We start from the raw sequence: 21,640 nt of genomic DNA on the forward strand, positions 1-21,640 counted from the left end.
CATGACTTCATTCACCGATTCGTTGTCGAACCCGGTCGCCGGCGCGCCGAAGCCCGCCGCCGTGCCCGCGAAGGAAGGCTTCGCGCTCGGCCTGCCGCCGCGCCCCGCGCTGCTGTCGCGCCGCGCATGGCTCGCGCTCGTCGCGCTGTGCATCGCGATCGGCGTTGGCGTGCCGCTGGCTGCGCTAGTCGCGCCCGAGTCGAGCGCGTTCCATCTGTCCGCGTATGCGATGACGCTGGGCGGCAAGCTGATGTGCTACGCGATCGCCGCGCTCGCGCTCGATCTCGTGTGGGGCTACTGCGGCATCCTCAGTCTCGGCCACGGGCTGTTCTTCGCGCTCGGCGGCTATGCGATCGGCATGTACCTGATGCGCGAGATCGGCCGCGACGGCAAGTACGGCAGCGACCTGCCCGACTTCATGGTGTTCCTCGACTGGCATCAGCTGCCCTGGTACTGGAGCGGCACGCAGCATCTCGCGTGGGCGCTCGCGCTGGTCGTGCTCGTGCCGGCCGTGCTCGCGTGGGTGTTCGGCTTCTTCACGTTCCGCTCGCGCGTGAAGGGCGTGTACCTGTCGATCATCACGCAGGCGCTGACGTTCGCCGCGATGCTGCTGTTCTTTCGCAACGAGACGGGCTTCGGCGGCAACAACGGCTTCACCGACTTCAAGCGCATCGCCGGGTTTGCGATCACGTCGCCCGGCACGCGCACGGTGCTGTTGCTGCTGACCTTCGCGACGCTCGTGCTCGCGTTCATCGCCGCGCGCGCGATCGTCACGAGCAAGCTCGGGCGCGTGGTCACCGCGGTGCGCGACGGCGAGACGCGGCTGATGTTCCTCGGCTACAGCCCGCTCGCGTACAAGCTGTTCGTGTGGACGCTGTCGGCCGTGCTGTGCGGCATCGCGGGCGCGCTGTACGTGCCGCAGGTCGGCATCATCAACCCTGGCGAGATGTCACCCGGCAACTCGATCGAAATGGCGATCTGGGTCGCGGTGGGCGGGCGTGGCACGCTGATCGGGCCGATCGTCGGCGCGTTCGCGGTGAACGGCGCGAAGAGTTTCTTCACCGCGTACTTCGCCGAATACTGGCTGTTCTTTCTCGGCCTGATCTTCGTGCTGGTGCCGCTGTTGCTGCCGCGCGGAATCATGGGCCTCGTCGATACGCTGCTTGCGAAGGGGAAACGCGGATGAACGGCACGGCCCTCTACCAGTTCACGCCACCGGCCGAAGACGAGCTGCTGACCGTCAGCGGCACCGCATCGATGGGCCGCGTGGTGCCGCCCGGCATCGACACGTCGCACGGCACGATCCTCTACCTCGAGGACATCGAGGTCAGCTTCGACGGCTTTCGCGCGCTGAACAAGCTGTCGCTCGCGATCGACGCCGGTGAGCTGCGCTGCGTGATCGGCCCGAACGGCGCGGGCAAGACCACGATGATGGACGTGATCACCGGCAAGACGCGCGCCGATGCGGGCAAGGTGTTTCTCGGCCAGACGATCGATCTCGCGCGGATGAACGAGCCGGAAATCGCGCGTGCGGGCATCGGCCGCAAGTTCCAGAAGCCGACCGTGTTCGAACAGCATCCGGTGTGGGAAAACCTCGAACTCGCGATGCAGACCGACAAGGGCTGGCTCGCGTCGCTGCGCGCGCGGCTCGACCGCACCGCGCAGGGGAAGATCGAGGAAACGCTCGCGCTGATCGGCCTTGAAAGCGATGCGTATCGCGCGGCCGGCGAGCTGTCGCACGGGCAGAAGCAGCGGCTCGAGATCGGCATGCTGCTGATGCAGCGCCCTGCCCTCTTGCTGCTCGACGAACCGGCGGCCGGGATGACCGACCACGAGACGATGGAACTCGCCGCGCTGCTGAACACGCTGCGCGGCACCTGCTCGATGATGGTCGTCGAGCATGACATGGACTTCGTCGCGGCGCTCGCGGGCGACACGGGCCGCGTGACGGTGATGGCCAACGGCGCCGTGCTCGCGCACGGCACGCTCGACCAGGTCAAGCGCGACGACGCGGTGATCGAGTCCTACCTCGGAAGATGATGCGATGCTGAAAATCGACGCACTGAACCAGTACTACGGCGGCAGCCATATCCTGCGCAACGTGAACCTCGCCGCCGAAGACGGCAAGCTCACCGTGCTGCTCGGCCGCAACGGCGTCGGCAAGAGCACGCTGCTGCGCTGCCTGATGGGCGTCGTCGCCGCGAAGAGCGGCAGCGTGTCGTGGCGCGGCACGCCGCTCGGCGCGTTGCCGCCGTATGCACGTGTCGCGGCCGGGCTTGCCTACGTGCCGCAGGGCCGCGACATCTTTCCGCGGCTGACCGTCGAGGAAAACCTGCTCGTCGGCGCGGCAAGCCGCAAGGCGCGGTCGTCGGTGCCCGACCGCATCTACGACCTGTTCCCGGTGCTGAAGGACATGCGCGCACGGCGCGGCGGCGACCTGTCGGGCGGCCAGCAGCAGCAGCTCGCGATCGGCCGCGCGCTGATGAGCGAGCCGCAGCTGCTGATCCTCGACGAGCCGACCGAGGGCATCCAGCCGTCAATCATCCAGGACATCGGGCGCACGCTGCGCCAGCTCGTCGACGAATCGAAGATGACCGTGCTGCTCGTCGAGCAGTACTACGACTTCGCGCGCTCGATCGCGGACCACTACTGGGTGATGAGCCGCGGCGAGGTCGTCGCGGGCGGCGATGCGCGGGACATGGAAGCGAACGGCGTGCGCGAACTGATCGCGGTGTAGCAGGCGGGCGCCGATCCCTATTGGGTGATGAGCCGCGGCGAGATCGTCGCGGGCGGCGATGCGCGGGACATGGAGGCGAACGGCGTGCGCGAGCTGATCGCGGTGTAGCAGGCGGGCGCGGGGCGGCGACGCTTGCGGTTACCGCTCCGACGCATCGATCCGGCGCCTCGCCGAGCAGCGCATGTCGGGCCCATGCCGGCGCAACGGCACGGCCTGCGAGCGGCGTTGCGTCAGCCTGCACTGCGAGCGCCGAAGCGTATATTGTTGCGGTAGCATCCTCGTTCACCGCGCCCCGTCCCCTGCCTTGCACCGATGTCCGCCCCTGATTCTCACGCCTCGCTGTCCCGCCCCTCCGTCGCCAAATCGTGGCGCGGTCGCCTCGAACTCGGCTTCGAACGGCACGGCGCGCGCACGACGCTCGTCCATCGGCTGCACGACGGCCCGCTGCGCGTGCAGCGGCCGCTGTATCCGGAGGGCGACGCGATCTGCCACGCGGTCATCGTTCACCCGCCGGGCGGCGTCGCGGGCGGCGATCGGCTCGACATCGACATTGCGCTCGGCGACGGCACGCACGCGGTGCTGACGACGCCCGGTGCGACCAAGTGGTACAAGTCGAACGGTCTCGACGCAACGCAACGCATCGGCATCACGGTCGGCGCGCACGCGAAGCTCGACTGGCTGCCGCAGAACAACCTGTTCTTCGACGCGGCCCACGCCGCGCTCGACTTCACGGTGACGCTCGGCGCAGGCGCGAGCGCGATCGGCTGGGACGCGACGCAACTCGGCAGGCAGGCGGCCGGCGAAACGTGGTCGGCCGGCCGCATCGCGTCGCGCTCGGCACTCGTCGATGCCGACGGACGGCCGCTGTGGACCGAGCGTGCGCTGCTCGACGCGCGCGATCCGCTGCGCGGCGCGTTGCAGGGTCTCGCCGGCTTTCCGGTGTACGGCACGCTGTGGGCCGCCGGCGCCGCGTGCGATGCGGCACTGGCCGAGGCGCTCGCCGCGCGGATGCCGTTCGACGACACGCTGCGCGCGGGCGCGACCTGCGTGACGCCCGGCGTCGTGCTGGTGCGCGCGCTGTCGACCTCGATGGAAGCGCTTCAGCGTCATTTCGCCGACTGCTGGCTTTACCTGCGCCCGATCGTGCACGGCGTCGACGCGCGGCCGCTGCGCCTCTGGCAAACCTGAACGCGCGCCGCCCGGCGCGCACCGTTTCGGCGCAGCGCCGTCGCCCGCGCTGCCCGCCATTCATGCATCGCGCACCACGAACGCGCATCGCCGCACGTTTTATCGGCATGGCACGCACCTTGCGTCTTACATAACGGATACACGACGCACGCAAAATCGCGCGGTGCTACGATGGCCCGCGCACGCGCCTGTGCCGGAACCCCGCGCCCCGATAAAAAATTACGTTTTCCTGAACGATTGCCTTCATGAAACTGACTCCCCGAGAAAAGGACAAGCTGCTGATCTTCACGGCGGCGCTGCTGGCCGAGCGCCGTCGCGCGCGCGGTCTGAAGCTCAACTATCCGGAGGCGGTCGCATTCATCACCGCCGCGCTGATGGAAGCCGCGCGCGACGGCAAGACCGTCGCCGAGGTGATGCACTACGGCACGACGCTGCTCACGCGCGACGACGTGATGGATGGCGTGCCGGAGATGATCCCCGACATCCAGGTCGAGGCGACCTTTCCGGACGGCACCAAGCTCGTGACCGTCCACCACCCGATTCCGTGATCGAGGCCCCCCGCATGATCCCCGGCGAAATCCTCACCGACGACGGCGAGCACGAACTGAACGCAGGCCGCCCGACGCTGACGGTCGTCGTCGCGAACACCGGCGACCGGCCGGTGCAGGTCGGCTCGCACTATCACTTCTTCGAAGCCAACGACGCGCTGTCGTTCGACCGCGCGGCCGCGCGCGGCTTCCGGCTCAACATCGCGGCCGGCACCGCCGTGCGCTTCGAGCCGGGCCAGACGCGCACCGTCGAGCTCGTCGAGCTGGCCGGCGAGCGCGCCGTCTACGGTTTTCAAGGCAAGGTGATGGGGCCGCTGTAAGCCGCGCCCCACTCTTCAGGAACAGCACCATGACATTACGCTTGAGCCGCCGCGCGTACGCGGAAATGTTCGGGCCGACGACGGGCGACCGCGTGCGGCTCGCCGATACCGAACTCTTGATCGAGATCGAACGCGACTACACGATCTACGGCGAGGAAGTGAAATTCGGCGGCGGGAAGGTGATCCGCGACGGGATGGGCCAGTCGCAGCGCGTGGCCGCCGACGTGCCCGACACGATCATCACGAACGCGGTGATCCTCGATCACTGGGGCATCGTGAAGGCCGACATCGCGATCAAGCACGGCCGCATCGCCGCGATCGGCAAGGCCGGCAACCCGGACATCCAGCCCGGCGTGACGATCGCGATCGGCGCCGCGACCGAAGTGATCGCCGGCGAAGGGCTGATCGTCACCGCGGGCGGCATCGACACGCACATCCATTTCATCAGCCCGCAGCAGATCGACGAGGCGCTCGCGTCGGGCGTCACGACGATGCTCGGCGGCGGCACGGGGCCGGCCACCGGCACCAACGCGACAACCTGCACGCCGGGCCCGTGGCACATGGAGCGGATGCTGCAGGCGGCCGACGGCTGGCCGATCAACCTCGGCTTCCTCGGCAAGGGCAACGCGAGCCTGCCGCAGCCGCTCGTCGAGCAGATCGCGGCCGGCGCGATCGGCCTGAAGCTGCATGAAGACTGGGGCACGACGCCCGCCGCGATCGACAACTGCCTGTCGGTCGCCGACGACACCGACACGCAGGTCGCGATCCACACCGACACGCTGAACGAAGCCGGCTTCGTCGAATCGACGGTCGCCGCGTTCAAGGGCCGCACGATCCACACGTACCACACCGAAGGCGCGGGCGGCGGCCATGCACCCGACATCCTGAAGGTGTGCGGCGAGGCGAACGTGCTGCCGTCGTCGACCAACCCGACGCGCCCGTACACGATCAACACGCTCGACGAGCATCTCGACATGCTGATGGTGTGCCATCACCTCGATCCGTCGATCGCCGAGGATCTCGCGTTCGCCGAATCGCGGATCCGCCGCGAGACGATCGCGGCCGAGGACATCCTGCACGATCTCGGCGCACTGTCGATGCTGTCGTCGGATTCGCAGGCGATGGGCCGCGTCGGCGAAGTGATCATCCGCACCTGGCAGACCGCGCACAAGATGAAGGTGCAGCGCGGCGCGCTGCCGGAAGACGGCGCCCGCAACGACAACTTCCGCGCGAAACGCTACGTCGCGAAGTACACGATCAACCCGGCGATCACGCACGGGATCGCGCATGAAGTCGGGTCGATCGAACCCGGCAAGTGGGCCGACCTCGTGCTGTGGGAACCGGCGTTCTTCGGGATCAAGCCGTCGATGATCCTGAAGGGCGGGATGATCGCGGTCGCGCAGATGGGCGACCCGAACGCGTCGATCCCGACGCCGCAGCCGGTCCACTACCGCGAGATGTTCGCGACCCGCGGCGGCGCGCTCGCGCGCACGTCGCTGACCTTCGTGTCGCAGATGGCGGCCGACGCGGGCATCGCCGAACGCTACGGGCTCGCGAAGCGCATCGTGCCGGTGCGCAACTGCCGCAACGTGACGAAGGCCGACATGATCCACAACGCATGGCGCCCGTCGATCAGCGTCGACCCCGAAACCTACGACGTGATCGCCGACGGCCAGTTGCTCACCTGCGAGCCGGCGTCGGTGCTGCCGATGGCGCAGCGCTATTTCCTGTTCTGATTTCCGGTTTTCGTTCCATGCGCACCCTCGACAAACGCATTGCCCCGAACGTGAAGCTCGCCGCGTCGCTCGTCGCGCGCGCGCCGACGCTCACGCTCGCCTATGACGCCCGCTGCAAGAGCCGCCTCGCGGCCACGCTCGATACCGGCGAGGACGTCGCGGTCCTGCTGCCGCGCGGCACCGTGCTGCGCGACGGCGACGTGCTCGTCGCCGACGACGGCGCGCTCGTGCGCATCGCCGCGGCGCCCGAGACCGTGCTGCTCGTCCGCGCGGGCGATCCGCTCACGCTGATGCGCGCCGCGTATCACCTCGGCAACCGTCACACGCCGGTCGAGATCGGCGACGGCTACCTGAAGCTCGAAGCCGATCCGGTGCTCGCGGACATGCTGCGCCGGCTCGGCACGCAGGTCGAACCCACGAGCGCACCGTTCCAGCCGGAAGCCGGTGCGTACGGCGGCGGCCACAAGCACGGACATGATGCGACGTTCGCCGAGGATTACGCGCTCGCGCAGCAGGTATTCGGCGAGCACCACGGCCACTCGCACTCGCACTCGCACTCGCACTCGCACGATCACGATCACGATCACCAGCATGGTCCGGGCTGCACGCACGGGCACCACGGCCATGACCACCACTGAGCTCGTCGCGCTGCTGCATCTCGCGTCGCCCGCGCTGCCGATCGGCGCATTCAGCTATTCGCAGGGATTCGAAGCCGCGCTCGACGCGAACCTGATCCGCGACGCCGACACCGCGCGCGACTGGATCGCGAGCGGGCTGACCGACGTGCTCGCGCACGGCGAACTGCCGTTTCTCGCGCACCAGCTCGCACGCTGGCACGCTCACGACGCCGATGCGCTCGCGCGCGAGAACGCGTGGTTCATCGCGAGCCGTGAATCGGCGGAGCTGCGCCGCGAAACCGAGCAGATGGGCTGGTCGCTCGCGCAGCTCTGCACGTCGCTCGAATGGGGCGATGCCGCGCGCCGCGCGACGCTCTCGACGATTTCGCCGATCGCGCTGCCGACCGCGTTCGCCTACGCGGCGGCCGCGCACGAAGCGAGCGCCGATGCCGTGCTCGCCGCGTACGCGTTCGGCTGGGTCGAAAACCAGACGTCGGCCGCGCTGAAAGCGGTGCCGCTCGGCCAGCTTGCCGGGCAACGCATCATCGTCGCGCTGCGCGGCGCGATCGACGCGGCCGTGCGCCGCGCGCTCGCCACGCCGCCCGACGCCGTCAACACGTTCGCGCCGCAGCTCGGCATCCTGTCCGCGCGGCACGAAACCCAGTATTCGCGGTTGTTCCGCTCCTGAACCCGACCTACGCCATGAATGCACCCGCACTCTCCCCCGCCCGCCGCACCAAGAAACTGCCGCCGCTGCGCGTCGGCATCGGCGGCCCGGTCGGCTCCGGCAAGACCACGCTGCTCGAAATGCTGTGCAAGGCGATGCGCGAGCGCTACGACCTCGTCGCGATCACGAACGACATCTATACGAAGGAAGACCAGCGCCTGCTGACCGTCGCGGGCGCGCTGCCCGAGGAACGCATCATGGGCGTCGAGACGGGTGGCTGCCCGCACACGGCGATCCGCGAGGACGCGTCGATCAATCTCGAAGCCGTCGACCGGATGCTGTCGCGCTTTCCCGATGCCGACATCGTGTTCATCGAATCGGGCGGCGACAATCTCGCGGCGACGTTCAGCCCCGAGCTGTCGGACCTGACGATCTACGTGATCGACGTCGCCGGCGGCGAGAAGATTCCGCGCAAGGGCGGCCCCGGGATCACGAAGTCCGACCTGCTCGTGATCAACAAGACCGATCTCGCGCCGCTCGTCGGCGCGAACCTCGACGTGATGGCGTCCGACACCAAGAAGATGCGCGGCGAGCGGCCTTACGTGATGACGAACCTGAAGGCGCTCGACGGCGTCGCGGACGTCGTCGCATTCATCGAGAAGAAAGGATTGCTGACGGTGTGAGCGGCGGCGCGGCGGCCCGCTGCCGCCTCGCCTGCCCAAGGGCGGCTTCGCGCCGCCCGCTCAGTCGTCGGATGGTTCCGACGCGTCGGTTGTGCCGCGCATCGCGCCGCCGCCGCGCTCGACCGGTGGCAGCAACGCCGCGAGCACGTCGACCGAGCGCGCGGTCGCGCCGCGATGGCGCGCCGCGAACGCGGCCCCCGCCGCGCCCATAGCGATGCGCCGCGCGTTGTCGGCGAACAGCGCGTCGAGCACGTGCGCGAGATCGAGCGGATCCGCGACCTGCATCGCCGCGCCGGCCGCGACCGCATCGGCGGTCGCCTGCGTGAAGTTGAACACATGCGGGCCGATCAGCACCGGCACGCCGACCGCGCATGCCTCGATCAGGTTCTGCCCGCCGAGCGGCAGCAGGCTGCCGCCGATGAACGCGACGTCGGCGGCCGCGTAGTACGCGCCGAGCTCACCCATCGAATCGCCGAGCAACACCGTCACGTCAGCCGGCAACGGCTCGGCCGCAGCGGGCCGGCCAGCCGCGAGCGCCGCCGCGTCCGCCCCCCACACCGAACGCCGCACGCATTTGAGCCCGCTGCGCTCGACGAGCGCCTCGACTTCGCCGAAACGCTGCGGATGGCGCGGCACGAGGATCAGCAGCGCGCCCGGCGTGCGCATCGCGGCGAACGCCTGCAGCACCAGCGCCTCCTCGTTCTCGCGCGTGCTGGCGGCGACCCACACGGGCCGCGTGCCGATCGCGTCGCGCCATGCATGGCCGCGCGCGGCCAGCTCCGGCGGCGTCGTCATGTCGAATTTCAGATTGCCTAGCACCGTCACGTTGCGCGCGCCGAGCGACGTCAGCCGCTCCGCATCGGCCGGGCTCTGCGCGAGCACGCGCGAGAAACCGCCGAACACGTCGCGCGTGGCCGCGCCGAACTTCGCCGCGCGCCGATGCGAGCGCGCGGACATCCGCGCGTTGGTCAGCACGAGCGGCACGTCCGCGCGGCGGCACTCGTCGATCAGCGTCGGCCACACCTCGGTTTCCATCACGAGGCCGAGCGTCGGCCGCCACGCGCGCAGGAAGCGCCGCACCGCGCCCGGCATGTCGTACGGCAGGTAGCAGCGCAGCACGCGGTCGCCGAAGATCTGCTCGCCGGTCGCGCGGCCGCTCGGCGTCATGTGCGTGAGCAGGATGCGCGCGTCGGGACGCGTACGCATCAGCGCGTCGATCAGCGGCTGCGCGGCGCGCGTCTCGCCGACCGACACCGCATGCACCCAGATCAGCGGCGCGCGATCGTCCGGCGAACGGCCCGCGACCTGGCCGAAGCGCTCGGCGATGTGCTCGCGGTAGCCGCGCTCCTTGCGCGAGCGCACAAAGAGCCGGATCACGGCGATCGGCGCGACGAGCCACCAAAGCGCGCGATAGATCGCCCTCAGCATGAACGGGCTCCGTCACCGCGAAGAATGCGGGGCGCGCTCAAACCAGCGCCCGGCCGGTCAGGCGCTCGAGAATCCCCAGCGGCGCGCATTCGCGCCGCACCATCGCGTCGACCGGCAGGAAGAAGGTCTGCTCGAGCATGAACTGGCCGGACATCACAGCGTGCGAAGTCTGATCCGAGAAACATATCCACACGCTGCCGGGCGGAAACGGCATCGTCTGCTGCGGACAGGTTTTCTGGTAATCGAGATCGGCCTTCATCCCGTCGTGCAGGTTCAGCATCAGGTGGTCGTACGCGCTGCGCGGCGACTTCGTCACGTGCAGCAGGTTCAGCAGCCACGCCGAGCCCGGCAACTGCGGCCGGATCTTCGGCAGGAAGCGCTTCGCGACGTCCTCGAACGGCTCGCCGACGCGCCACACGCGCGGCTGGCCGGCCGGGTTCACGTTCGTGAACACGCGCAGGATCCGCTCGCCGTAGTTCGGCCGCGACGGGAACGCGTCGACGTGCAGCCGGCTGTCGTCCTTGCGCCAGGACGTCTGGCGCGTCTCGACCTGCATCAGCCGCAGGCTCGTCGGCGCGACGCGCAGCTTGCCGCGGTATTCGGGAAAGAGACCGTCGACGAGCGTACCGGCCTGCTGCTGGAAGCGCGCGACGAGCGCGCGCACGGCCGACTGCGTGACGCTGTCGCCGAGCACGCCGGCGAGCACGCCGCCGTTCGGCGCGAGGCTGATGTTCTTGCGTTTCGGATCGGCGAGCAACGGATCGAGCAGCGCTTCCTCGCCGCCTTCGATCGCGAAGCGCAGGTGCGGGAAATACAGCACCTTGCCTTCCTCGACCGCGGCCAGCAGCTGCTCGCGCGGCGCCGACAGGTTGTGTCCGCTCCAGTCGGCGGACGGGACTTCGATGATCTGGGATTCGCTCATGATCGGTTCGCGTGCGTGACGTGCAGGAGGGGCGGGAGAGACAGGACAGGCGTGACGTGCATCACAGCAGACCGAAGCCCGCGAGCGCCGCCTTCACCTGCGCGATCGACGGCGGCTGCCCCGCCGTGCCGAGATTGACGACGTTCGGCGACCAGTAGCCACCGGTGCGCCAGGCCGTTGCGAAATTGTACAGTTCGACCGTCGGGCGCTTGAGCGCGGCCGCGATGTGAACCAGACCTGTATCAACCCCGACGGTCGCGGCCGCGCCGTCGATCAGCCCGACGACGGCCGGCAGCGACAGCTTCGGCGGCACGATCGCCGCCGCGCCGAACTCCTTCGCGAGCCGCTCGCTGGTCGCGCGCTCCGCATCGTTGCCCCACGGCAGCACGAGCGACGCGCCGCGCCGCACGAGCGCCTGGCCGAGCTCGATCCATGCGGCGTCCGGCCACTGCTTGTCGGCACGCGAGGTCGCATGCACGAACACCACGTACGGCACCGGCAGGTTCAGGCCCAGCGCCGCGACCGCGAGCGCCGCCGCCCGCGTATCGAGGCCGAAATCGACCGGATCGGCCGGCGTCGGCGCCGGGTCGCCCAGCGCGGCCGCGACCAGCTGGCGCGAGCGCTCGACCACGTGCGTGCGCGGCGCGATCGGCACGCGCTGGCGATAGAAGAAGCGCACCGGCCATTCGTAGCCGGCGCCGTCGGTGCGGTTGCCGAGGCCGGCGAGCGGGCCGCGCGCCCAGCTCGCGACCCAGGCCGTCTTGATCAGACCCTGGCAGTCGATCACGAGGTCGTACTGCTCGGCCACGAGCCGCTTGCGGAACGCGCGGATCTCGCGCCACGTCGCGCCCGAGAGCGGCTTCTTGCGCCAGCGGCGCAGCGAGAACGGCAGCACGTTGCGCACGCCGTCGACGAGCCGCACGAGGTCGACGAAGCTCTCCTCGACGAGCCAGTCGATCTGCGCATCGGGGTGGCGGCGCCGGATATCGGCGATCACCGGCATGTTGTGCACGACGTCGCCCAGCGACGACACGCGCACGATCAGGATCTTTTGCACGCTGAAAAAACGCCGGCGGATAGCCGGCGACAGGCATAAAGACGCGATTTTATCGCGCCCGGGACGTCAGACAGACAAAAAGCGGCCGCACGCGTGAGCGTGCGCCGCTTTTCGGGGATGGCGCGACGGCTCGTTCGAGCGTCGCGCCGGCGGCGGCCCGCAGGCCGCCGGGGTTCAGAACGGCAGCTTGACGTCCGGCTTCGCGGCCGTCAGCACGCGGCGGAAGTCCTCCTGAATGCGCTTGAGCCCTTCCTTGGTCTCCGATTCGAACCGCATCACGACGACCGGCGTCGTGTTCGACGAACGCGCGAGGCCGAAACCGTCCGGATACTCGACGCGCAGGCCGTCGATCGTCACGACTTCCTCTGCACCGTCGAACTTCGCCTCTTTCTGCAGCTTGTCGATCAGGCGGAAGTTCTCGCCTTCGTCGAGCCAGAGCTGCAGCTCGGGCGTGCTCATCGCGTCCGGCAAGCCGTTCAGCAGCGCGCTCGGATCGGCCGTCTTCGCGAGGATCTCCAGCAGGCGCGCGCCCGTGTAGAGGCCGTCGTCGAAGCCGTACCAGCGGTCCTTGAAGAACACGTGGCCGCTCATCTCGCCGGCGAGCGGCGCACCCGTCTCGCGCAGCTTCGCCTTCACGAGCGAATGGCCCGTCTTCCACATCAGCGGCTCGCCGCCCTTCGCCTTCACCCACTGCGCGAGATGGCGCGTGCACTTCACGTCGTAGATGATCTGCGCGCCCGGATTGCGCGACAGCACTTCCTCCGCGAACAGCATCAGCTGGCGGTCCGGGTAGATGATCTGGCCGTCCTTCGTGACGACGCCCAGGCGGTCGCCGTCGCCGTCGAACGCGAAGCCGAGTTCGGCGTCGGTGTCCTTCAGCGCCTGGATCACGTCCTGCAGGTTTTCCGGATGCGCGGGATCGGGGTGGTGGTTCGGGAACGTGCCGTCGATGTCGGTGAAGCGCTCGACGAGTTCGCAGCCGAGCGCCTTGAACAGGCGCGTCGCGAGCGGGCCCGCGACGCCGTTGCCGGCGTCCACGACGAGCTTCAGCGGGCGCGCGAGCTTCACGTCGCCGACGATGCGCGCGATGTACTGGTCCGCGACGTCGAATTCCTCGAACGTGCCGCTGCCCGTTTCGAAACGCTCGTCGACGATGCGGCGGTACAGCGCCTGGATCTGCTCGCCGTAGATCGCGGCGCCGCGCAGCACCATCTTGAAGCCGTTGTAGTCGGGCGGGTTGTGGCTGCCCGTGACGACGATGCACGAATCGACGCGGCGTTCGCCGCCCTTCAGTGCAAGCGGCACGCTCGCCGCGAAATAGCCGACCGGCGTGGGCACCATGCCGACGTCGACGACGTCGACACCGGCCGCACGCAGGCCATCGGCGAGTGCGCCGACGAGTTCGGGCCCCGACAGGCGGCCGTCGCGCGCGACGACGACCGCGTCGCCGCCCTGGGCGCGCACTTCGCTGCCGAATGCCCGGCCGATCCCGCGCGCCGTGTCGGCGTCGAGCGTCTTGCCGACCACACCGCGAATGTCATATGCCTTGAAGATGGATTGGGAGATCATCGATTCTCTCTCGGTTGCGTGCATGGAAAATAATCTGGCCGCCTTTCGCGCGTGCCCGGCATCATACATGCGGGCCTTGCGCGACAAGGAGCCGGGCGGCTGGTGCGGCCGCGATCCAACTTATAATCGCGGGTTTTGATGACGCGCATTCTGTCCATTTTAATGCCTAGCCGTTCCGCTGCCGCCAACCTCCCGCCTCCTGGCCCCCTGCCGGCCACCGCCAGCGCGTGTGGGCGCCCCGCATGCTGAAGCGATTCGGCAATCCGGACGTCGCGAAGGCCGTCGCGAATCTCGTCTGGCTCGGGCTCGAACGGCTTACGCAGATCGGCGTCGCGATCGCGATCAGCGGCCTTCTGGCCCGTTATTTCGGGCCGGACGTGTTCGGCAAATGGCAGTATGCGAATACGCTTCTCCTCGTACTGGCGCCGCTCACCTGGGTGTGCGGCGCCGAAATCCTGGTTCCGACCATCGTCCAGCGCCCGCCCGCGCAACTCGGCGCGGTGCTCGGCAGCGCGTTCGCGCTGCGCATCGGCGTGTCCGCCGTCGCGCTCGTCGCGACCTGGATCGCGATCGGCGCCGGCGCGTTCGACCCGCTCGTCGGCGCGATGCTCGCGGGCCTCGCGGTCACGATGGTGTTCCGCGAGCCGTTCGTCGGCGTGATCAACGCATGGCTGCAGAGCATGACCTACAGCAAGCCGCAGCTCATGACCAGCATGGTCACCGCGCTGGCGAAGGCGCTGCTCGTCTGGCTGCTGGTGCGCGCGGCCGCCGGCCCTGCCCGCTTCGCGTGGCTGTGGGCGCTGGAGGCCGCCGCGATCGGCTTCGCGCTCGTGCTGTACTACCGCCATCGTAACGGCGGCACGCTCGGCTGGACGTTCGACAAACCGCTGTTCAGGCACTTCGCCACCGCGGGCACCGTGTTCTGGCTCGGCCTGATCTGCATGTACCTGTTCCTGAAGCTCGATCGTCTGATGCTCGAGCGTCACGTGTCGTTCGCCGACCTCGGCCGCTACGCGGCGGCCCAGCAGCTCAACGAGAACTGGATCACGCTCGCGCTGATGCTCGCGCAGACCATCGCGCCCGCGTTCGTGTACCGCGTGCAGGACGTCGCGCGGCTGCGCCGCAACATCGTCCGGCTGACCGCGATGACCGCCGGCCTGATGACGGCCGGCGCGCTGGTGCTCGACGCGGCCGCACCGCTCATCGTCGGCAAGGTGTTCGGCCACGGCTACGAGGCGTCGGTCGACATCTTCCGCTGGGCCGTCTGGCTGTCCGTGCCGGCCGGCATCGAGGCGATAGGCAATCTTATCGTTCTCAAATATCAAGCAAAATTCGTGTTGCTGGCGAAATGGGTGCTCGCGCTCGCGATCGCCGCGCTCGTCAACGTGTTCGCCATCCCCCGGCTCGGCCTGTACGGGGCGCTCGTCGGGCTGGCGGCCGGCTATGTCGCCGCCATCGCCGTTAATTTTTATTACATTCGTTTCAGGCTGCGCCCATGACGTCTCCCGATTGCCCGCTCCCGCTCGACGACGTGGCCGTGCTCATGCCGGCCTACAACGGGCACGACGACGTCGCCCGCACCCTCGCGTCGTTCAGCGAGGACGCGCCGGTGCACGTGCTGATCGTCGATGACGGCAGCACGCCGCCGATCGTCGCGCCGGAACTGCCGGGCCTCACGATCGACGTGCTGCGCATGCCGCAAAACGGCGGCATCGAGCGCGCGCTCAAGGCCGGCATCGACGCGCTCGCGGCGCGCGGCTTCCGCTATGCGGCCCGCATCGACGCCGGCGACCTCGCCGCGCCGCGGCGGCTCGCGAAACAGCGCGCGTATCTCGACGCCCATCCGCGCGTGGCTTGCGTCGGCATGTGGACCCAGGTCGTGTCGCGCGCCGGCGAGCCGCGCTTCATGCTGACGCCGCCGGCCGATCCGCGCATGCTGCGCCGCACGCGCTTCCTGCGCTCGCCGCTCGTGCATCCGTCGGTCATGCTGCGCATCGACGCGGTGCGCGAAGTCGGCAACTACCGCGCGAAGTACCGTGCGGCCGAGGATCTCGATCTTTTTTTACGGTTAATGCAACGCTACGATTGCGCGAACCTGCCCGAGCTCGGCCTCTACTACGAGCTCAACGAGGGCGGGATCAGCGCGACCCGGCGCCGCCGCCAGCTGATTTCGACGCTGTCGCTGCTGCTGCGTCACTTCAACGCGCTGAACCCGTACGACTGGGCCGGTCTCGCCAAGAACCTGCTGCATTTCGTGACGCCGTACCGTACGCTGCAGCGGATCAAGCAGACGCTGTTCGCGGCGCGGCCGTCCGCTTAGGGTCTGTTCACGCGGTCTGTTCACACCCGGCATTTTCGACGCTTTATTTTTTCTTTATTTTCATGTCCGCTACCTCCTCGCTGCGCATCGCGCTCGTCTGCAACACGGCCTGGGCGATCTATACGTACCGCCACGGGCTGATCCGTGCGCTCGTCGCGCGCGGCGCCGAGGTCGTCGTAATCGCGCCGCACGACCGCACGGTGCCGCTGCTCGAGCAGATGGGCTGCCGCTACGTCGCGCTCGCCGTCGCGTCGAAAGGCACGAGCCCGCGCGAGGATCTCGGCACGCTCGCCGCGCTGGTGCGCCATTACCGCGCGCTGCGGCCCGCGCTCGTGTTTCATTACACGATCAAGCCGAACATCTACGGATCGGTCGCCGCGTGGCTCGCGCGCGTGCCGTCAATCGCGGTCACCACCGGCCTCGGCTACGTGTTCATCCAGAAAAGCCGCGCGGCGAGCGTCGCGAAACGCCTGTACCGGTTCGCGTTCCGCTTCCCGCGCGAAGTCTGGTTCCTGAACCGCGACGATCTCGCGACTTTCACCGACGAGCAGTTGCTCGCGCACCCGGATCGCGCGCGGCTGCTGCACGGCGAAGGCGTCGATCTCGACCAGTTCGCGCCGGTGCCGCTGCCCGGCGGCAACGGCCCGGTGTTCATCCTGATCGGCCGGCTGCTGTGGGACAAGGGCGTGCGCGAGTATGTCGAGGCCGCGCGCGTGGTGCGTGCACGCTATCCGGACGCGCGCTTCCAGCTGCTCGGCCCGCTCGGCGTCGACAACCCGAGCGCGATCAGCCGCGCGGACGTCGACGCGTGGGTTAGCGAAGGCGTGGTCGAGTATCTCGGCGAGGCGCACGACGTGCGCCCGCACATCGCGGCGGCCGACTGCGTCGTGCTGCCGTCGTACCGCGAAGGCGTGCCGCGCACGCTGATGGAAGCGTCCGCGATGGGCCGCCCGATCGTCGCGACCGACGTGCCGGGCTGCCGCGACGTGGTCGCCGACGGCGAAACCGGCTTCCTGTGCCGCGTGCGCGACAGCGCGAGCCTCGCGGAGCAGTTGGTCCGCATGATCGAACTCGGGAGTGGCGGACGCGACGCGATGGGCGCGCGCGGCCGCCGCAAGGTGGCCGAGGAATTCGACGAGCAGCAGGTCGTCGAACGTTACCGGCAGACCATTCATACATTGACCGGCATCACACTCTGAAGGAGCGCATCAGCATGACCGCTAAAGGCACCATCCTCGTTACCGGCGGTGCGGGCTACATCGGCTCGCACACGGCCGTCGAGCTGCTCGACAACGGCTACGATGTCGTGATCGTCGACAACCTCGTCAACAGCAAGGCCGAGTCCGTGCGGCGCATCGAGAAGATCACGGGCAGGACGCCCGCGTTCCACCAGGTCGACGTGTGCGACGAAGCCGCGCTCGCGAAGGTGTTCGACGCGCATCCGATCACCGGCACGATCCATTTCGCGGCGCTCAAGGCGGTTGGCGAATCGGTCGCGAAGCCGCTCGAGTACTACCAGAACAACATCGGCGGCTTGCTGACCGTGCTCAAGGTGATGCGCGAGCGCAATGTCAGGCAGTTCGTGTTCAGCTCGTCGGCGACCGTGTACGGCGTGCCCGAGCGCTCGCCGATCGACGAATCGTTCCCGCTGTCCGCGACCAACCCGTACGGCCAGTCGAAGCTGATGGCCGAGCAGGTCCTGCGCGATCTCGAGGTATCGGACCCGTCGTGGCGCATTGCGACGCTGCGCTACTTCAACCCGGTCGGCGCGCATGCGAGCGGGCTGATCGGCGAGGATCCGGCCGGCATCCCGAACAACCTGATGCCGTACGTCGCGCAGGTCGCGGTCGGCAAGCTCGAGAAGCTGCGCGTGTTCGGCTCCGACTACCCGACGCCGGACGGCACCGGCGTGCGCGACTACATCCACGTCGTCGATCTCGCGAAGGGGCACATCGCCGCGCTCGACGCGCTCGCGACGCGCGACGCGAGCTTCGTCGTGAACCTCGGCACCGGCCAGGGCTACAGCGTGCTGGAAGTCGTGCGCGCGTTCGAGAAGGCGTCGGGCCGCCCGGTGCCGTACGAACTCGTCGCGCGCCGCCCGGGCGACATCGCCGAGTGCTACGCGAATCCGCAGGCCGCCGCCGACCTCATCGGCTGGCGCGCGACGCTCGGAATCGACGAGATGTGTGCCGACCACTGGAAATGGCAGGAGGCGAACCCGCGCGGTTTTGTATAATCCGCTGTCCATTTTTCGAGCGATCCCATGCTCAGCTTCGCGTCCGGCTTCATCGTCTCCCTGCTCGTCACGTTGTTCATCGTGCGTTATGCGCATCTGCACGAGAAATTCTCGATCGACAGCGACCTGGCCGGCGTGCAGAAATTCCACGTGCGGCCGGTGCCGCGCGTCGGGGGCATCGGGATCCTCGCCGGCGTCGTCGTTGCCGCGCTGGTGCTGTCCCGGCGCTACCCGACGATCTCCGGCAGCATTCTCGGGATCGTCGCGTGCGGGCTGCCGGCGTTCCTGTCAGGGCTCGTCGAGGACCTGACCAAGCGCGTGTCGCCGCGCGCGCGGCTGCTGTGCACGATGGGCGCCGCCGCGCTGGCGTTCTGGCTGCTGAACATCGCGGTCACGCGCATCAGCGTGCCGCCTCTCGACTTCCTGCTCCACTACGTCGCCATTTCGGCTTTCATCACCGTGCTCGCGGTCGCGGCGCTGGCGAACGCGATCAACATCATCGACGGCTTCAACGGGCTCGCGTCGATGGTCAGCTTCATGATGTTCGCGTCGCTTGCGTACGTCGCGTTTCATGTCAACGATCCGGTCGTGATGTCCGCGTCGATCATCATGATGGGCGCCGTGCTCGGCTTCTTTCTGTGGAATTTCCCGGCCGGGCTGATTTTCCTCGGCGACGGTGGCGCGTATTTCATCGGCTTCATGCTCGCCGAACTCGCGATCATGCTGGTGATGCGCAACCGCGAAGTGTCCGCGTGGTATCCGGTGCTGCTGTTCATGTATCCGATCTTCGAGACTTGCTTCTCGATCTACCGGAAGAAGTTCATCCGCGGGATGTCGCCTGGGATTCCGGATGGCGTGCACCTGCACATGCTCGTGTACAAGCGGCTGATGCGCTGGGCCGTCGGCACCAAGCATGCGCATGATCTCACCCGGCGGAATTCGCTGACGTCACCCTATCTCTGGCTGCTGTGCCTCGTCGCGGTGATTCCCGCGACGCTGTTCTGGCGGCACACCGTGCACCTGTTCGTGTTCGTCGTGCTATTCGCGCTCACTTATGTGTGGCTTTATCTCAGCATCGTAAGGTTCAAGGTGCCTAGGTGGATGGTCGTGAGGAAGGAAAGGCGCGGGCATTGAGGGGGTGGATGACCGGCGTGTTGCCGGTTCACGCGACGACGCGTGGCCCCGATGACGGATGAGTCGCCGTTGCCGACTGGATCAATGACGGCGCCCCGGCGACTCGACCAACGAACTGCTAGCTTCCCGCGGTATTCGAGCTCCAGCTCGGTATCCGCGCATAGATCACGATGTTTCCGTCGTCCTGCAAATACGTGGTCGCCCCCGGATTTCCACTGGTGCCGGAATACCAGAGCGGAGCACCCGCGGAACTGTAGACGACCAGATTGCCATCCCCTTGCATCGTCGCATACGCACCTGGGTGATTGTAAGTACGCGAACTCCACTGCGGCACGCCCTGGCGAAGCAGCACCAGATTCCCGTCGCCCTGCATGACGAGCACGTTCGCGCCGTTGCCTGAAGTCAGGCTCTGGCCGCTGCTCAGCGTCATGCCACCGTTCCAGACGGCCGGGCCGCTCGATGAATTCGCCATGCCCGCCGCGGAAGTCGACGTGGCAAATACCGGCACGGACACCCGGTAGATCACCATGTTGCCGTCGTCCTGCACGGAGAGCCTATGGCCGAAGGTGGCGCCGTTGGTCGACGAGAACCACAATGGCTTGCCGCTCACGCTGTAGATCACGAAGTTGCCGTCGGTCTGGAACACGGCATAGGCACCGGCATTTCCGTTGGTCCCCGAATTCCACACCGCGGCGCCGTTGGCCGTGTTGTACAGCACCAGGTTGCCGTCATCCTGCATGGCCAGTCGATGACTTCCTGACGCCGAGTACACGATTTGCGACGGCCTGAGCGTCGTGCCTTCGGTTACCTCGCCGCCATAGATCGGCGAGGTCGGCACGCATATCGCCGAATGCAGCGCGCTGACGTTCGGCGTGCCCCAGCCGGTCACGAAATCCCATCCCGAACCCGCACTGTATGCACCGTTCGACCCGTTGGTGACATCGCGAAAGATGGAGGGGGTCGTCGCCTGTGCGCTGTACAGCGTGGGCGCCGCGAAACCGAGGCTGGCCGCGCAACCACCGGACAGCATGCGCGCCCAGGTCGCGGCAAACAGTGGCGCGGACAGGCTCGTCCCGCCCACGATCTGGAGTTGCCCACCGACGACGACCTGTGCACCGCTGTACGGATCGGCGTCGAACGCGATGTCCGGCATGCCTCGGAAGAAACGGCCCTTGAGCGCCGGAACGTTCGACTGCCACGACGGAATCGGCTCGATGCCGCTGATGCCGCCGCCGCTGCCGTCCCACGCGGTCTCGCCCGCGTAGCTGCCGTTGCCGTTCGTATAAAGCGATGTGCCGCCCACGGCTACCACGTAGGGGGAAGTCGCCGGGTATTGCACCGACGTGCCGCTGCAGCCGTATGCAACACTGCCCGAATCCCCGGAGCTGACCGCGAACGTCTGTCCCTGCGCGACGGCGAGCTCGAACAGCGTGTCGATGGCGGCCGTCGGCGCCCAGTTCTCGCAACCGCCGATCGACATGTTCACGACGCGCGCGGTGTTGTCGGTCACGGCCCGATTGATCGCGAGCGCCATGTTGCTCCACGCGAACGATGGCGCGACATAGAAATTGAGTTGCCTGACGCCGCCGGACATCCCGACGATGGTCTGACTATCGAGCGACCATTCGGTGTTCGCGCTGGTGTCGGCGCTTGGCGAGCCGACGTTGATCACCGAAACGGGTACGGGAGGCAACTGGTGGTTGCTTGCGAAGGTGGCCAGGTCGATGACGGGCTGCGTCACATTGCCTTCCGCAATGATGCCCACGGTGATGTTGCTTGCCGTCGGCGTACTGCCCACGGAATAGATGCCGGGAAAGTCCGTCGGACTATGCGCGACCGTCACGGCCGCGGTTGTCGGCGACGCATTCGCTTGCGGCGCCGCCGCCGAAAGCGAGGCGCGAACGAAATGCGGATGGAGGCGGGTCGCCGTATCCAGCCCCAGTACCGATTGAACGACCCCGCCGAGCGCATCGGGCAGCGTCTCCGGGGCGGTGTTGATATGGGCGCTGGTGCCGTCCGCCATCGCGACCGGTACCAGGGTCGTCTGGAACACGCCGGAGACCACGCCTGCCGGCGCGTCCGCCTCGACGATCATGTTGTTGCCGGCGACGTTGATGTTCGTGAAGCCCTTACTTTGCAGATAGGCCTTCACGGTGGCGACCTGGCCGGCGGAGGGCGTGTATCGCGCGGCGATCTGCGCGGAGGTCAGCACGGCGCCGAAACTGGCGCTGCCGGGCGTTCGCGCATCCTGCACGAAACGATGCAACGCGCCTTCGTCGTTGAGTTTGAGCACGAGCGCGACATGGATCGGCGCCGTCGCGCTCATTGGCGCCGCGCTCACCACGTTGCCCGTGGCGCGCAGTGCGGACACTTTGCCCGTCTGCGCAGCGACATTGGTAGCAGCGGCCGTCGGACTATCGTCCCCGCCGCACCCCGCAAGCGCGAACACCATGAGGGCCGCGCTCATTCCCCTTGCAA

20 protein-coding genes and 1 pseudogene are annotated in these 21,640 nt (G+C 68.1%); 16 read left to right on the top strand and 5 right to left on the bottom strand.

The annotated features are described in order from the left end of the window. Position 1 precedes the first annotated feature (1 nt). The 11 genes and pseudogenes from urtC to ureG all read left to right on the top strand — a co-directional run bounded on the left by urtC (position 2) and on the right by ureG (position 8,496). Entirely contained in the window at positions 2-1,186 is a 1,185-nt protein-coding gene (gene urtC, locus SB771_RS18540; RefSeq protein WP_175660955.1) for an urea ABC transporter permease subunit UrtC, read from the top strand. Further along, positions 1,183-2,040 carry an urea ABC transporter ATP-binding protein UrtD gene (gene urtD / locus SB771_RS18545; RefSeq protein WP_175660954.1) on the top strand — a complete coding sequence of 286 codons (858 nt, stop codon included), beginning with the start codon at positions 1,183-1,185 and terminating at the stop codon, positions 2,038-2,040. The genes urtC and urtD overlap by 4 nt, the downstream gene beginning before the upstream one ends. A 4-nt stretch (positions 2,041-2,044) precedes the next feature. Beyond that, entirely contained in the window at positions 2,045-2,737 is a 693-nt protein-coding gene (gene urtE, locus SB771_RS18550) for an urea ABC transporter ATP-binding subunit UrtE (RefSeq protein WP_006752107.1), read from the top strand. Between the two features lie 18 nt (positions 2,738-2,755). Beyond that, positions 2,756-2,845 (top strand): annotated as a pseudogene (locus SB771_RS18555) (ABC transporter ATP-binding protein); the annotation flags it as partial. Positions 2,846-3,049: 204 nt separating this feature from the next. Further along, positions 3,050-3,925 carry an urease accessory protein UreD gene (locus SB771_RS18560; protein WP_175660953.1) on the top strand — a complete coding sequence of 292 codons (876 nt, stop codon included), beginning with the start codon at positions 3,050-3,052 and terminating at the stop codon, positions 3,923-3,925. Between the two features lie 245 nt (positions 3,926-4,170). Beyond that, positions 4,171-4,473, top strand: a complete 303-nt coding sequence (gene ureA / locus SB771_RS18565) for an urease subunit gamma (protein ID WP_006406310.1) — start codon at positions 4,171-4,173, stop codon at positions 4,471-4,473. Positions 4,474-4,487: 14 nt separating this feature from the next. Then, the gene (locus tag SB771_RS18570) at positions 4,488-4,793 is read left to right on the top strand and encodes an urease subunit beta (RefSeq protein ID WP_012363251.1); all 306 of its coding nucleotides are present in this window, start codon (positions 4,488-4,490) and stop codon (positions 4,791-4,793) included. A 29-nt stretch (positions 4,794-4,822) separates the two neighbouring features. Further along, positions 4,823-6,529: an urease subunit alpha gene (gene ureC, locus SB771_RS18575; RefSeq protein ID WP_011656157.1), complete on the top strand. Its 1,707-nt coding sequence runs from the start codon at positions 4,823-4,825 to the stop codon at positions 6,527-6,529. A 17-nt stretch (positions 6,530-6,546) separates the two neighbouring features. Further along, entirely contained in the window at positions 6,547-7,167 is a 621-nt protein-coding gene (gene ureE / locus SB771_RS18580; protein ID WP_175764168.1) for an urease accessory protein UreE, read from the top strand. Then, positions 7,154-7,834: an urease accessory protein UreF gene (locus SB771_RS18585; RefSeq protein WP_175660951.1), complete on the top strand. Its 681-nt coding sequence runs from the start codon at positions 7,154-7,156 to the stop codon at positions 7,832-7,834. The genes ureE and SB771_RS18585 overlap by 14 nt, the downstream gene beginning before the upstream one ends. A 14-nt stretch (positions 7,835-7,848) precedes the next feature. Further along, entirely contained in the window at positions 7,849-8,496 is a 648-nt protein-coding gene (gene ureG / locus SB771_RS18590) for an urease accessory protein UreG (protein WP_011656154.1), read from the top strand. A gap of 60 nt (positions 8,497-8,556) precedes the next feature. Here the strand turns inward: ureG and waaA are convergent, their stop codons facing one another. From waaA to SB771_RS18610, 4 genes are all read right to left on the bottom strand, one after another. Then, positions 8,557-9,924, bottom strand: coding sequence for a lipid IV(A) 3-deoxy-D-manno-octulosonic acid transferase (gene waaA / locus SB771_RS18595; protein ID WP_175660950.1), 1,368 nt, complete (start codon positions 9,922-9,924; stop codon positions 8,557-8,559). A gap of 37 nt (positions 9,925-9,961) precedes the next feature. Further along, positions 9,962-10,846, bottom strand: a complete 885-nt coding sequence (locus tag SB771_RS18600; RefSeq protein WP_175660949.1) for a Kdo hydroxylase family protein — start codon at positions 10,844-10,846, stop codon at positions 9,962-9,964. Between the two features lie 61 nt (positions 10,847-10,907). After that, positions 10,908-11,903 carry a lipopolysaccharide heptosyltransferase I gene (gene waaC / locus SB771_RS18605; protein WP_011656151.1) on the bottom strand — a complete coding sequence of 332 codons (996 nt, stop codon included), beginning with the start codon at positions 11,901-11,903 and terminating at the stop codon, positions 10,908-10,910. A gap of 174 nt (positions 11,904-12,077) precedes the next feature. Continuing rightward, entirely contained in the window at positions 12,078-13,472 is a 1,395-nt protein-coding gene (locus tag SB771_RS18610) for a phosphomannomutase/phosphoglucomutase (protein WP_012363244.1), read from the bottom strand. A gap of 242 nt (positions 13,473-13,714) precedes the next feature. Between SB771_RS18610 and SB771_RS18615 the strand changes: the two genes are divergently transcribed. The 5 genes from SB771_RS18615 (at position 13,715) to SB771_RS18635 (ending at position 19,162) form a co-directional block, all read left to right on the top strand. Then, positions 13,715-14,971: an oligosaccharide flippase family protein gene (locus SB771_RS18615; RefSeq protein WP_126227281.1), complete on the top strand. Its 1,257-nt coding sequence runs from the start codon at positions 13,715-13,717 to the stop codon at positions 14,969-14,971. Beyond that, complete coding sequence (locus SB771_RS18620) at positions 14,968-15,792, top strand: glycosyltransferase (RefSeq protein WP_175660948.1); 825 nt, start codon at positions 14,968-14,970, stop codon at positions 15,790-15,792. The genes SB771_RS18615 and SB771_RS18620 overlap by 4 nt, the downstream gene beginning before the upstream one ends. A gap of 62 nt (positions 15,793-15,854) precedes the next feature. Continuing rightward, a complete protein-coding gene (locus SB771_RS18625) occupies positions 15,855-16,991 on the top strand; it encodes a glycosyltransferase family 4 protein (protein WP_175660947.1) in 1,137 nt (378 codons plus the stop codon). A 14-nt stretch (positions 16,992-17,005) separates the two neighbouring features. Then, positions 17,006-18,028 carry a UDP-glucose 4-epimerase GalE gene (gene galE / locus SB771_RS18630; RefSeq protein ID WP_105831558.1) on the top strand — a complete coding sequence of 341 codons (1,023 nt, stop codon included), beginning with the start codon at positions 17,006-17,008 and terminating at the stop codon, positions 18,026-18,028. 27 nt (positions 18,029-18,055) lie between these two features. Further along, entirely contained in the window at positions 18,056-19,162 is a 1,107-nt protein-coding gene (locus tag SB771_RS18635; protein ID WP_012363239.1) for an MraY family glycosyltransferase, read from the top strand. Positions 19,163-19,280: 118 nt separating this feature from the next. On the opposite strand, the gene SB771_RS18640 is transcribed toward SB771_RS18635, so the two are convergent. Beyond that, positions 19,281-21,629: a protease pro-enzyme activation domain-containing protein gene (locus tag SB771_RS18640; protein ID WP_244096793.1), complete on the bottom strand. Its 2,349-nt coding sequence runs from the start codon at positions 21,627-21,629 to the stop codon at positions 19,281-19,283. Between the last annotated feature and the right edge of the window lie 11 nt (positions 21,630-21,640).

Origin of the sequence: Burkholderia sp. SIMBA_051 (assembly GCF_046534915.1) — a bacterium.
Taxonomy (GTDB): domain Bacteria; phylum Pseudomonadota; class Gammaproteobacteria; order Burkholderiales; family Burkholderiaceae; genus Burkholderia; species Burkholderia ambifaria.